Raw genomic sequence first — 14,031 nt, 5'->3', positions numbered from 1 at the left:
AGCCTCCTAAAATATAATAATATCTAAGGCTCAGCTATAAATAATTTTTATAGTTTGTTTAACCTGAGTCTAAGAAAAGTTCAATAATATCATTATAGCAGATAGTTCATTAATATTGCATTTTTAAGAATCAAGAAATAGGTACAAAATTTCCTTAAAAATTATTATTACCCTATAGTAGAAGTTTTTTACGGGATAAAAGAGTTAAGCCCTACAAATAATATTAGTACTTTAGGTGTACAAAAAGATATGTATCTTTTATGCATTGATATTTAGAAGAGGTGATTAATATGAATGTAGTGTTTTATCTGGTATTTAATTTTATATTTTATTCATTTATAGGGTGGATATTAGAGGAAGGTTATAGCTTTTCAACTACAAGAAAGTTTCAAGAAGATGGTTTCTTAATAGGACCATTTAAGCCGATGTACGGAATGGCAGTTATGTTTCTCATAATATGCAATGAACTGTTAGAGATTTCTGGAATTCCATTAATATTATTATGTTTCTTAATACCAACGACAGTAGAATATATAAGTGGGTATATACTTAAGCACTCTTTTAACAAAGTATACTGGGATTATTCTGAATTTAGGTATAATATTCATGGATTTGTCACTCTTAGATTCTCTATATATTGGATGGTGCTTAGCCTTATTGGTCTTTATTATTTGCAACCCAGTTTATATGAGTTATATATGGAGAATATGAAAATTATTAATATCTTTGTAGTTTTAGGAGGCTCTATATTATTAATAGACCTATATATAACTGTAAAGAAATTAGAATATGAGAAGCTTAGAATGATACAGTAATTTTATTGAAAAAATAATAGAAATCATATTTTTATAAAAAATAGATATAAATATTATTTGAGTAATATTTATATCTACCTAAATTATATAATTTATTATTTTAAATTATATAGAGAAGCTAACTTATCAAAAGCGGGCAAAGATTTTTCTATTTTCTCATATGAAGTGCAGTAAGCTAATCTTACGTGTCCAGGGCATCCAAACGAAGAGCCTGGAACAAGTAATAAATTAAATTGTTTTGCATCTTCGCAGAACTTTTTATCATCATCGATTGGTGATTTTGGAAATAAGTAAAATGCACCTTGTGGTTTAACACAAGTGAAACCAAGAGATATCAAATGATTATATAAAAGATCACGATTTTTCTTATAAATATTTACATCCACTTCAGCATCTAAGGATTTTGCAATTACCCTCTGGAATAAAGATGGAGCATTTACAAATCCTAAAATTCTAGTTGCAATATTTAGTGAAGCCATCATATCTGTAAAATCAGCCATAGATGAGTTGGCAACTACATAACCAATACGTTCACCAGGCAAAGATAAAGATTTACTATAAGAGTACCCAATGAAAGTATTATCATAATATTTTAAAATACAAGGGACTTCAATATCATCATAAACAATTTCTCTGTATGGTTCATCAGAGATCAAATATATTGATGTATTAAATTCTTCTTGCTTATTATTAAGTAACGTTGCTAAGTCTTTTATTATTTTCTCTGAGTAAATAACACCGGTAGGATTATTTGGGTTGTTTATTATTAAAGCTTTTGTTCTAGGAGTAATAACCTCACTTAAAGCCTTTAAGTCAGGCTCAAAAGTTTCAGTATTAGTAGGACAAGTTACTAGTTTACCATCAAAATTTTTTACATAGTTCCCGTATTCTCCAAAGTAAGGAGAAAAAGTAATAACTTCGTCATCTGGATTTAATATAGATTTTAGGATTATATTTAATCCGCCTGCAGCCCCACAAGTCATAACAATATTATCTTTAGAAAGTGTTAAATTATGTTTTCTGTTTATAAAATTACTTATATTTGTTCTAACATCATCATAGCCAGAATTGTTCATATAACCATGTACTAAATTTGGTGTTTCTTCATTCAAGATTTCAAAGATAACTTCCTTTACTTTACTTGGAGGTTCAACATTTGGATTCCCTATACTATAATCGAAAACATTTTCTTCTCCATATATTTCTGATAATCTTTTTCCTTCTTCAAACATAGCTCTTATAATGGAATTATTTGCAACAAGAGATTTCATTTTATTTGATATCATTTCTAGCCCCCCGATTTATATTTAAATTTTATTCTAATTTTTGAAAGTACATTCAATTTGATTGATATATATAGTTTATCACATTTTGTAATAATAATTAATAACACAGTGATTTATTTAGGAATATATTACAATTAAATTTACATAATTTTAGTTTTAATTTGGAACTCAACTTGTAAGATTTATGTATATATTGCAAAAATAAACCTTCATCATAATTCTAAAAATATTAAAAAGGTTTTACCCAAAATTGTGAATTGTGAAATGTGCATTGTGAATTACAATATGTATAAATTTATTTCTAAAATATAATATGTATCTTAGTGAGCGCTTAGAAATTATATTATATGTTCCAATATTAAATTAAGTTTAGTGAAGCTTAAAATAACGTGAAACTTTAATCAATGTGGTTGAAAATAAAAAAATCGCATGATATGCTAATATGTGTACAAAAAAGTAGAAATTTTACATTAGGTATTGAGATATGGTAGAACGGTTTCAGTGGATAATAGTTATTATAGATTAATATAACACTATATTAATTATCTAATAATGCTAATCATGTCAGAGAAGCTTTTAGATATTAGGTAATTATAGTCGTTAAAAATCAAAGTATATATGATTTTAATAAAATTAAGTATAAGTATTAATTAGATGACAAAGTAGAAAGAAGGGGTGTTTTAAATGAACGAAGACAAAAAAATTAGTTTATTACAGTCTGTTGGAGTGAAAATTTTCTCTGGATATTTCATAATGGCATTAGTTGGAATTGGGATAGGAATAGGGATAAAAACTAGTACGACACTTACGGCTATAGCTGTAGGAATTGCCGTTATATTAGGGGGTGTATTTGTAGTTACAACATTAGGTAAAATAATTACACCACTACATGAAATAAAGAAGTTAGCAGAAAGAATGAGCGAATATGATATTTCAACTAATATTACAATTACAAGAAAAGATGAATTTGGATTTATAGGACAAGCTTTAAATAAAGCTCAGGATAATTTAAGGCATATGATAGAAGTGTGTGCAGATAACGCAACAAATGTGTCCGCTTTAAGTGAAGAAGCATCTGCGGTTGTTCAAGAAATATCAACTAGTTTGGAAAATATAAATTTAGAGTTTGAAAAAATCGATTCAAAAACACAAGATAATAGTAGCAATGTTGAAGAAGTATATGCATCAATTCAACAAGTAAATGCCAATATGGAAGAATTAGAAGCACAAGCGGAAAAAGGTAATGATAATTCAAATGGTATAAAGGAAAGAGCTAAGGCTGTAGAAAAAAATAGCAGAAGAGCAATTGAAAGTACAGCACTTGTATATAACCAAAAGGAAGAACATATAAAGAAAGCAATAGAAGAATCAAAGGTAGTAGAAGAGATAAAAGTAATGGCGGACTCAATAGCTAGTATAGCAGAGCAAACTAATTTGTTAGCATTGAATGCAGCAATCGAGGCTGCTAGAGCGGGTGAATCAGGTAAGGGGTTTGCAGTTGTTGCGGAGGAAGTGAGAAAGCTTGCAGAGGAGTCAGCATCATCTGTAATTACTATACAAAATACTATAGAAAGAGTAGAAAAAGCATTTAATAATCTTTCAGAGAATAGTAAAGAAATAATTGGTTTCATTAAAACTAATGTAAAAGAAGATTTAGAAGGATACGGAAGTATCGCTTTACAATATACTAAAGATGGTGAGTTTGTAAGTGCAATGTCTAAAAAAATAGCTGAGATGTCTGAACATGTAAATGTATCAATTGAACAGGTTAGTGCAGCTATATCAAATACTGCAAAAAATTCTGAGGAGGTTTCCGGTAGTACACATAGCATACAACAGGGAATAGATGATACATCAACTGCTATGAAACAAGTAGTTGAAACAATAAGTAAGGAAGCTATTAAGGCAGAAGAACTAAGCAGTATTATTTCAAAGTTTAAACTATAGGATATATAACATAATGCACAATGAACAATTAGTATAAGATTGTCATTGTGCATTAAAATTTTACTTTATATTAAGATTTCCACTTTCAGTAGTAATATTTATAAGAGAACTTTCATCGCCGGAAGATAATTTATCGTTAGGAGAATTTAAGCTTCCAGATTTCGTTTCGTAGTTTATTTTATAGCCTGAGCCTTCTGGTATAGATAAGTGTATGGATCCAGAATGAGAGCTTAAAGACATATTGTTCAAGGAATCAATTATTCTCAAATTGATATCTCCAGATAAAGTATTTCCATTTATACTTCCTAAGTTACCATTTCCAATAATATCACCAGAAGAAGAAGATAGTTTGGTTTCAGTTGATGTTTCTATATTATCAAAGGTTATATTTCCGTTGGAACTATTTAAGTCTAAATAATTTAAAAATGAATCTGAAAGAGCTATAGATCCACTAGTAGATGAAAGATTAAGTGTATTTAATGATAAGCTAGAAATATTTATATCGCCGCTGCTTGTGGTTATTTTTAAAGTGCTCTTATCTTTAAAATTATAAGGTATACTTACTGAAATACTTGCGTCACTGGGAGTATCATATCTAGCGTTGAAAGCTAATCTATTACCACTTTGAATTTCATACAAGTCATTAGAAATATTATTGTTGCTTTTGATTTGAATTTTTAAATCATCACCATCATAATCAACGACTTTAATATCTTGCGAGTTTAAGCTGAAGTCAATCTCATTGACATTATCATTTAGGACATAATCTTTAGACAGATATGAAGTATTAAAATCCAAGTTGAAATTGTTAAAATTCAAATTATGTTCCAAGGCACTGGGGCTTAGATGAAGTTCATCGGCGTAGTTAGAAAGTTTGTAGCCACTTTGAACTAGAGCAATGCATCCAGAAGTATAAAATGTAATGGATAGAAGTAATAGTATTAACATAAATATCTTCATATTAGAAGAAATGAATTTCTTTTTCATAGCGACTCCCCACCTTTAAACTTTAAGAACTTATATGTTTTAGCCAAAATTAATATGAGAAATTTGCAGAGATAGAAAAATATAATCATTAAAAGCAGTGATAATGAGAGTGAACCTAAAGAAAATAGTACTATTACCGGGTATGGAAAATTCGAGACAAATGCTGGAATATTAGGTAGCGTAAAAAAGTTTGTAAAAGTTCCACCAATTAGTACTCCAATACTAGCGATAAAAATACTTATTGCTATTCCCAAGAGTCCGATAAAGCAGCCAATAACACCAGTTATAACTGGAAAGAATATTACTAAAGATAAGATTACAATAAAAAATTTTAAGATAATATTTATGTTGAAGTTAGAAATCTTATTTTTAGATTTATTATTAAAAATACTCATTATTTGACGCATATTAAAATTAAATTCTGAGATGAAGGAAATATGATTACTGCGTTTAAAGTTATTCTCATTATTGATATTATATTTTGATTCTTTTAATTCAGCACATTTATAATTGCTTTTTTGAATATCAAGTGATATATTTTCATTATGAAGGTCATAAAAACAATCATTTGAAGCATAAGAATTATTAGACTTAAAATCATTAAAGTTGGAATCAGTTTTTAAATCATTCTTGTTTTCTGAATAGATATTACTGAACTTTTTATTAGTTTTAAAATTGTGACATGCATTGATATGTTTATTATCAGTGCTAACATCAGTGGCATCTATGTTAGAAATCTCGTCGCTAGTTTCAGTGCTAGCATTATTAGTTAAATTATCTAAGGTAATGGTAATATGCAAATGTTCATTTCTAAGTTTATTAACTATTAAATTAGGATCACCTAATTCCTTTACTATATCGTCTTCTGTTCTTCCAACAGTTAATCTAGTTTTAAAGTAATTTTCATAATAAGAAATAATATCTTGCAGCTTTATTTCAGGAAAGTCTTTTAAACCATCCATTAAAATGTTAAAAAATTCATTTTGGGTCATTGCAATAAATCTCCTTTTACCTAACTTCAGAATATATTTCCTGATTAAAAGTATATGATAGGAATGAAAAGACCACAAGATATTACTTTATACTTTAATGTTTTATTAAGGTGTTGTAACTTAGAAATTAACAAAGTATTAAGAAATTCTTAAGTATGCCCATAGTATTTTATTGGTAGTGCTATTATTATCCACATAAATATGATTAATTATAAAATCGAATTTTGTAATTATACGCTTCAACAAGAAGTTTTGTGAATAAACTTGTGGACAAACTTAAATGATATAAAATAAAACTAAGGCTTAGCCTTGTAAATACAAGGCTTGTTTATACTGTTGATAATAGTATAAAATCTGTGGATAACTTAATTGTCAAATATGATATTCAATTAGTTCTTTATGAATGTTTTAAAATTAATTATGGACTTGATTTCAATAAATGTGGAGATAATTGATTATAGAGAGAGAAATTTGTAGAAAGTCTTTCCTGACAATTTTTCGTTGAGAAATTTAATGATATGTATTTATAAACAATATGCACATATTTGTGGATAAAAACTGTGGATATTGTGGATAAATAAAATTTAACTTTAAGAAATACGAGAAAGTAGTATAATATAAATAGTAATTAATGGAATTTAACATATTGTATGAAGATAAGTGATTTATTTTAAAAATATTATAATTATAAGTATATATGCGAAAGATAATTTTAATTTAGAAAATTTTTAATAGAGGTTTAATTTATAGGAAAGTATAACTATAAAGACAATAAAAGAAAAATGTATAACTAGAGAAATTTATTATAAAAATCTAACCGATAGTTAATGGGGAGGGGATAAAAATTATGACCAATAAAGATGTTAAATATGTTCCTCAAATAAAGGGTACGCTTAGGAATCATGTAATTGAGGTTCCGGCAGTTATAAGAAATTGTGGTGGAATTAAAATTTTTGGGAAGAGAATAAAATCATTGCTATTTAGTACAGATGTAGCATTAATAAGAAATAGCAATGCTGATGCAATTATTGCGGTATATCCATTTACGCCACAGCCTGTAATAACACAGGCACTTGTTATGGCCGCTGATGTTCCGGTTTTTTGTGGCGTAGGCGGAGGAATAACACAAGGAAAAAGAGTTGTGAATTTAGCTATGGATGCAGAATTCAAAGGTGCTATGGGAGTTGTTGTAAATGCACCTACGAGTAATGAAATTGTTAATAAGATTAGGTCAACAATAGATATACCAGTAATAGTAACGGTCATTTCTGAAGATGAAGATATTGCTAAAAGGATTGAAGCTGGAGCTACAATACTTAATGTTTCAGGTGGAAGAAATACCGCTAATATAGTCAGAAATATCAGAAAGAGATTTCCAGAGTTTCCGATAATAGCAACTGGAGGACCAACTGAAGAGTCAATTAAAGAGACAATTCAAGCTGGAGCAAATGCTATAACTTTTACACCACCAACATCAGCAAGTATTATGGGAGATCTTATGGATGAGTATAGGAAAGAATAGGAACTTAATAAGCTTGGGTTTTATACCATTAATTTAAAGTTAAAAAAGTATTGCTTTAAGTTTAATTTATGGTATCATATTTGTAACAGTTTAATAAAATGATATTGTGCAGATAATGATTTATAATGTCATTAATATTAAAATATTAATGAATTCTAATAATATAATATATAACATGACCTGGGGTAGAGGTGCTGCAATAAATAGTAGGTATGAGGAGTTGGCAAACGTTGATTTATACTAAAAGGTATTACAGCCGAAGAAAATAGATTATTATGCGATAATCTTTTTCTGGGTATTCATAGAATATGTGAATAACTGTCACGAAGAGTGTTGAGCTACAAGGTACTTTTTTCAGTTATAAATTAACAGTTTGAAAAGAATAATAATGATTTTGTTAGTATAGACGTTCAAATTCATTTATTAATCTTTTGCGAAGAATTGATAATTAATGAAAATATTGTGCATAAATTTAGCGTAAAGATCTACCACTCGTCACAGATATACTCTGTGGCGTTTGTTTTTTATTATAATTATTAGTTAATACAACAGCAATAATCCGGAGTTAATGCAAAAAACGGATATTTTTTATTGAAATTGGTGTTGTGATTTATTTTAATCAATGAAGCAATAGCTAATAAAATATAATTTGGGGGTTAATCAAATGAAGTTGTTTGGAACAATGAAAGTAGAAGACAATCAATTAATGATTGGAGGCATCAGTGCTAAAAATTTAGTGAGAGAATATGGGAGTCCGTTATATGTATTTGATGAAGATTTAATAAGAGAATACTGTAGGGATTATAGAAAATATTTCAAGTGCGAAGAGAATAATAATAGAGTAGCTTTTGCAGGAAAAGCATTTTTGACACTTCAAATGTGTAAATTATTGAAGGAAGAGAATATGTGTCTTGATGTTGTATCTGGGGGGGAATTATACACTGCATATAAGTCTGAATTTCCACTTGAAAAAGTTATGTTCCATGGAAATAATAAGACTCTATCTGAGATTGAACTTGGCGTAAGACTAGGTGTAGGTAATTTTGTAGTAGATAATTATTACGAAATAGACGCATTAAATGATATAGCTAAAGAATATAATAAGGTACAAAATGTTTATTTAAGAATAACACCAGGTATTGAAGCGCATACTCATGATTATATAAAGACTGGACAAATAGATTCAAAATTTGGCTTTGCTCCAGTTGGTACTGTAATAGAAGATGCTATTAAAAAAGCTATAAGTTTAGAGAATATAAATCTTGCAGGAATACATTGTCATATAGGTTCGCAAATATTTGACTTAGAGCCATATGAAGATGCTGTTGAAATAATGTTAGAACTTGTGAGAAATACAAAGGAAAACCTAGGTTACCTAATAAATGAAGTAGATTTTGGCGGAGGCTTTGGTATATACTATACTGAGGGAGACGAGCCAAGAAGTACTGAAGAATATTGCAGCACAATAATTAATAAAGTTGATGAAGTGTGTGCGAGAACAGGTCAAGAAAGGCCAATTCTTACAATAGAGCCAGGAAGAAGTATTGTAGCTAATGCAGGAACAACTTTATATACTGTAGGATCAGTCAAGGAAATTCCGAGTGTTAGAAAATATGTATCAGTAGACGGTGGAATGACTGATAATATAAGACCGGCTCTTTATAATGCGGAATATGAATGTATTCTTGCAAGTGGAGTTGAAGGAGATAGAGAAGAAACAGTTACAATATCAGGAAAATGTTGTGAATCGGGAGATATATTATTAGAAAATATTAAAATCCCAGAAGTTAAAAGCGGAGATATTCTAGCAATAATGACTACAGGAGCATATGGTTATTCTATGTCAAGCAATTATAATAGAATACCAAAGCCAGCGGTTGTAATGGTTAAAGATAATGAAACAAGACTTATTTGCAAAAGAGAATCTTATGATGATCTATTAAAGAATGATGTTGAATAGATATAAGTATTTGAATATGTTTAAGTAAGAATTTAAATTATATAGATTTCCTAAAAGGATTATGCACTAATTTTTAAGATTGGTGCATATTTTTGTTATAAAATTAACATCTTATAAATATTTTAGATAGTAAAATATGTTATACTAATATAGCATATTAAAATATGCACATTAGAAAAAAGCGCGAAGCGCAACTAAGAACTTTTTAAGTGAAATGATTTATATAATTAAGGATTATGAAAAAATGGGGTATTAATGAAAAATTATGTGTAATATGGGACATGGAGGTAATATTGTGGCAGAAAATAACGAAGATGAAATTGTAGCAGATAAAAAAGAAAAAAAGAAGTCCATATTAAATGAATGGATAATTGATATTGCAGTTGTTCTTTGCATAGCGCTTCTCGTATGGAATTTTGTGGGGTACGGTGTTTGGATTACAAGTGGATCTATGATTCCAACATTAGAAGTTAAAGATAGATTGCTAGTAACTAGGGTGCATAATCCTAAAAATTTAAAAGAAGGAGATATTGTATTATTTAAAAATGACGAATTTAAGGGTGAGATTTTAATAAAAAGATTAATAGGACTTCCAGGAGATACAATAGAAATTAAAAATGGTGTTGTTTATAGAAACGGTCAGGAGCTCAAGGAAGACTATGTGAAAAATAATGAGATATACAATGGAAGTTTTAAGGTACCAGATAATAAGTATTTCTTCTTAGGTGATAATAGAGCTAACTCAGATGATTCTAGGTATTGGAAAGATCCTTACGTTGATGAATCATATATAGAAGGAAAGGCTCAAGTAAAGTATTATCCTATAAAAGATTTTGAAATATTAAAATAATATGAGTTAAATTTTTTACAAAGTGTGAATAATACTTAGTATGTGGTATAAGATAAACGAATCTTGCAAAAGGGAGAACATTTAATGAATGAAAATGATTATGTAATGGAATCAAAGGACATAGATTTAAATTGTTCTGATAACATCACTAATAGGTCAGATAACGATTTTCTAAAGAAAAAATTAGACAAAAAAAAGAATAAAGAATTGCTATCTAATAAAAATATTATAGGAAGTTTTTCGTTTGAAAGCACTTTCTTTAGAGAGTGGATAATTCCTATAATAGCAGCTATAGGAATGGCTTTTTTAATAAATAAATTTTTGATTTACACCGTATATATACCTAGTGAATCAATGGTTCCTACTTTAAATATTGGTGATAAATTAATAGTAACTAGAATTTATGACACTAGTAGGATTAATAAAGGAGATATAGCAGTATTCTATTCAAAGGAACTTGATGAGGTTCTTATAAAAAGAGTTATAGGTCTTCCGGGAGATCACATCGAAATACACGGAGGTACTGTTACTGTAAATGGATCAGATATTAAAGAAGATTATGTAAAAAATAACGAAAATTTTGATGGTGTTTTCGATGTACCTGAAAATAAATTTTTCTTTTTGGGAGATAATAGGAACCGATCAAATGATGCGAGAAGATGGATTAATCCATATATAGATGGCTCAAATATACAAGGAAGAGCTGTATTAAAATTCTATCCATTTAAAGATTTTGGAAGCTTAAATTAATAGTAAGATTTAGGAATATAATATGGTGCAAGATAGACTAGCGTGCTCACTTGTTATTTTTTAGTGGTTACTAAGAGTTATTGGTGATATTTTCATAGATATACTGTATAATTTAGGTGATTAGAGGAAAACTTACTTGCGTTCGCTCTCTAAGTAAGCTATTCACTATTCTTGGAATTAATTTATACTGTGAAAAGAGGATGCTAAGTGAGTGAAAAGTATATAATAAATAGAGTAGAAGGAGATTATGTTATAATTGAAAATGAAAATGGGGATATAGATAAAATATCTATTAGTAATGTTACAGGGGATTTTAAAGATGGAGATATTTTAATTAATATAGATAGTAAATATTTTAAAGTAGATAAAAAATCCACAGAAATTCGCAAAAAACAAATACATAATAAGATGAAAGATATGTGGGAAGAATGAGCTAATTTATGAATATTAATAAATTATAAATTTAAAATCAATTCAGATATAAGTAAGTTTGAGCTTTAGACTAACTTGTAACAAAGGTCAAAAAGTAAATGAAATGCTATATTGTCTGAAATTGTGTTACTTATATAGGAAGTTGATGAATATAAAAGTATTGCAGTATTGGACATAATGATTAATAAATATAATGGGAAGGTGATTAGATGCAGAATAATAATAATGGTAATAAAAAGAATAATAAAAATAAGAATTCTTTTACTATAGCAATTACTTATTTTTTAATAGCTTTTGCATTTTTGATGGCATTTAACTATGCAAGAGAAGAAGCTACAATGAAAGAAATTAACTATAATGAGTTTTTAACTTTATTAGACAATAAGGAAATTTCAAAAGTAGTTATAACTAGTGAAAACTTATTAATAACACCAAGCGAAGATAATGAAGAATACAAAGGTAAAACTTTGTATACAGCAAATATGAAGGATGAAGCATTAATAACTAAGCTTAATGCAGCTGGAATTGATTTTACAGGTAAAAATCCTAAAGAATCACCAATGATGAATATTCTGCTTACTTGGATATTGCCTATGATTCTTATATTCTTCATGTGGAGATTTTTATTCTCTAAGATGGGCGGAGGCGGAGGCGGTGTCATGGGCATCGGTAAAAATAACGCTAAGGTCTACATGGAAAGTGAAATAAAAGTGACTTTTGATGATGTGGCAGGTCAGGAAGAAGCTAAAGAATCCTTAAAAGAAGTAATAGACTTCTTAAATGCGCCAGCCAAATATACTGAAATTGGAGCTAAATTACCTAAAGGTGTTTTACTTGTAGGACCTCCGGGAACAGGAAAAACTCTTATTGCAAAAGCAGTTGCAGGAGAAGCAAGAGTTCCATTCTTCTCGCTTTCAGGTTCAAGTTTTGTTGAAATGTTCGTTGGAGTTGGAGCATCAAGAGTAAGAGAATTATTCAAAGATGCAGTGGCTAAAGCTCCATGTATTATTTTTATAGATGAAATTGATGCAATTGGTAAGAGCAGAGATAATCAGATGCAAAGTAATGATGAAAGAGAACAAACTTTAAATCAATTACTTTCTGAAATGGATGGATTTGATTCATCTAAAGGTGTAGTTTTACTTGGAGCTACAAATAGACCAGAAATACTTGATAAGGCTCTTTTAAGACCAGGTAGATTTGATAGAAGAGTTATAGTTGATAGACCAGACTTTAAAGGAAGAGAAGCTATACTTCATGTTCATGCAAAGAATGTAATGCTAGGACCTGATGTGGATTTAGCTGAAATAGCTAAGAGTACTCCAGGAGCTGTAGGAGCCGATCTTGCGAATATTATTAATGAAGGTGCTTTAAGAGCTGTAAGAAGAAGAAGAAAAACAGTTCTTCAAGAGGACTTAAGAGAAGCAGTTGAGGTTATAATTGCAGGTAAAGAAAAGAAAGATAGAATTCTATCACCTAAAGAAAGAGAAGTTGTTGCATTCCATGAAGTTGGGCATGCACTTGTTGCAGCGCTGCTTAAAGGAGCAGATCCTGTACATAAAATAACTATAGTCCCTAGAACTATGGGAGCATTAGGTTATACTATGCAATTACCAGAAGAAGAAAAATATTTGACATCTAGAGAAGAATTGATAAATCAAATTACTGTAATGCTTGGTGGTAGATCTGCTGAAGAGGAAGTATTTGATTTAGTTTCTACAGGAGCTTCAAATGATATAGAAAGAGCTACTCAACAGGCTAGAAGCATGGTTTCTATTTACGGAATGAGTGATAGATTTGATATGATGGCTTTAGAATCAGTGCAAAATAGATATCTAGATGGTAGAGCTGTCAGAAACTGTAGTGAAGAGACTTCTACTATTTTAGATGAAGAAACACTAAGAATAATAAAGCATACTCATGCAAATGCTAGACAGATTCTTAGGGATAATAGAGATTTATTAGATAAAATTTCGGAAGTACTTTTAGAGAAAGAAACAATATTTGGAGAAGAATTCTTTGATTTAGTCTATGAAAAATATCCTGAAATGAAGGAAGAAAAAGAAAAGGAAAAATCAGAGAACGAAAAGAGAGTAAAAGAGTTAGCAGAAAGAAGAGCTAAAAAGCATGCTTTAGATATCGTTATAGATGATAAGTCTGAAAAGTCACAAAGAGATTTTCAAGATTTAGGGAAATCAGAATTAATAACAAGTAATCAAACATCTATAATTATGGAAAGTGACGCTAAGGCAGAGGGCGCAGCTGAAAATATTAATGATGATAAATTTATATCTAAAGAAGAGGAATCTGATAAAAAGGATTCTGAAACTGATAATATTTAAAGAGACAAATTGACATGTAAATATAGTATTTAATGCACAGTGGAGGAATGAAACCTAAAAAGAGTTTTTAGCCATACATTGTGCATTTTATAGTTTAAATGTATAATTAACAATACAAAATTCATGGAATTTGTGTGAAAATATTGGC

The 14,031-nt window shown here is 29.0% G+C and carries 11 protein-coding genes and 1 riboswitch; of the genes, 8 read left to right on the top strand and 3 right to left on the bottom strand.

All coding sequences use genetic code 11. The features are described from left to right. The first annotated feature begins 290 nt into the window (after positions 1-290). Complete coding sequence (locus L1S46_RS00810; protein WP_236895858.1) at positions 291-815, top strand: putative ABC transporter permease; 525 nt, start codon at positions 291-293, stop codon at positions 813-815. Between the two features lie 95 nt (positions 816-910). On the opposite strand, the gene L1S46_RS00805 is transcribed toward L1S46_RS00810, so the two are convergent. Then, the gene (locus tag L1S46_RS00805; RefSeq protein ID WP_161222767.1) at positions 911-2,101 is read right to left on the bottom strand and encodes a pyridoxal phosphate-dependent aminotransferase; all 1,191 of its coding nucleotides are present in this window, start codon (positions 2,099-2,101) and stop codon (positions 911-913) included. 684 nt (positions 2,102-2,785) lie between these two features. Here L1S46_RS00805 and L1S46_RS00800 point away from each other — a divergent pair. Continuing rightward, a complete protein-coding gene (locus L1S46_RS00800) occupies positions 2,786-4,048 on the top strand; it encodes a methyl-accepting chemotaxis protein (protein WP_012060944.1) in 1,263 nt (420 codons plus the stop codon). Positions 4,049-4,108: 60 nt separating this feature from the next. Here L1S46_RS00800 and L1S46_RS00795 read toward each other — a convergent pair whose 3' ends face one another. Beyond that, entirely contained in the window at positions 4,109-5,035 is a 927-nt protein-coding gene (locus L1S46_RS00795; protein ID WP_012060943.1) for a DUF4097 family beta strand repeat-containing protein, read from the bottom strand. Beyond that, positions 5,032-6,027: a DUF1700 domain-containing protein gene (locus tag L1S46_RS00790; RefSeq protein WP_238898850.1), complete on the bottom strand. Its 996-nt coding sequence runs from the start codon at positions 6,025-6,027 to the stop codon at positions 5,032-5,034. The genes L1S46_RS00795 and L1S46_RS00790 overlap by 4 nt, the downstream gene beginning before the upstream one ends. A gap of 847 nt (positions 6,028-6,874) precedes the next feature. Between L1S46_RS00790 and L1S46_RS00785 the strand changes: the two genes are divergently transcribed. From L1S46_RS00785 to ftsH, 6 genes are all read left to right on the top strand, one after another. Continuing rightward, the gene (locus L1S46_RS00785; RefSeq protein WP_012060941.1) at positions 6,875-7,549 is read left to right on the top strand and encodes a hydrolase; all 675 of its coding nucleotides are present in this window, start codon (positions 6,875-6,877) and stop codon (positions 7,547-7,549) included. Between the two features lie 178 nt (positions 7,550-7,727). Beyond that, positions 7,728-7,898, top strand: a riboswitch (Lysine riboswitch). A 315-nt stretch (positions 7,899-8,213) separates the two neighbouring features. Next, complete coding sequence (gene lysA, locus L1S46_RS00780; RefSeq protein ID WP_077309753.1) at positions 8,214-9,509, top strand: diaminopimelate decarboxylase; 1,296 nt, start codon at positions 8,214-8,216, stop codon at positions 9,507-9,509. Between the two features lie 265 nt (positions 9,510-9,774). Further along, positions 9,775-10,359 (top strand): signal peptidase I, encoded by a 585-nt coding sequence (lepB, locus tag L1S46_RS00775; RefSeq protein WP_051144800.1) that lies wholly within the window; start codon positions 9,775-9,777, stop codon positions 10,357-10,359. A gap of 207 nt (positions 10,360-10,566) precedes the next feature. After that, positions 10,567-11,109 carry a signal peptidase I gene (gene lepB / locus L1S46_RS00770; RefSeq protein WP_343217235.1) on the top strand — a complete coding sequence of 181 codons (543 nt, stop codon included), beginning with the start codon at positions 10,567-10,569 and terminating at the stop codon, positions 11,107-11,109. A 207-nt stretch (positions 11,110-11,316) separates the two neighbouring features. Beyond that, positions 11,317-11,541, top strand: coding sequence for a DUF3006 domain-containing protein (locus tag L1S46_RS00765; RefSeq protein WP_238898846.1), 225 nt, complete (start codon positions 11,317-11,319; stop codon positions 11,539-11,541). Between the two features lie 209 nt (positions 11,542-11,750). Continuing rightward, entirely contained in the window at positions 11,751-13,883 is a 2,133-nt protein-coding gene (ftsH, locus tag L1S46_RS00760) for an ATP-dependent zinc metalloprotease FtsH (protein WP_238898845.1), read from the top strand. Positions 13,884-14,031: the final 148 nt, after the last annotated feature.

This window comes from Clostridium sp. YIM B02500, assembly GCF_022324665.1.
Classification (GTDB): domain Bacteria; phylum Bacillota; class Clostridia; order Clostridiales; family Clostridiaceae; genus Clostridium; species Clostridium beijerinckii.
Note: the sequence above shows the minus strand (reverse complement) of the source record. Positions and strands in the feature narration are given on the sequence as shown.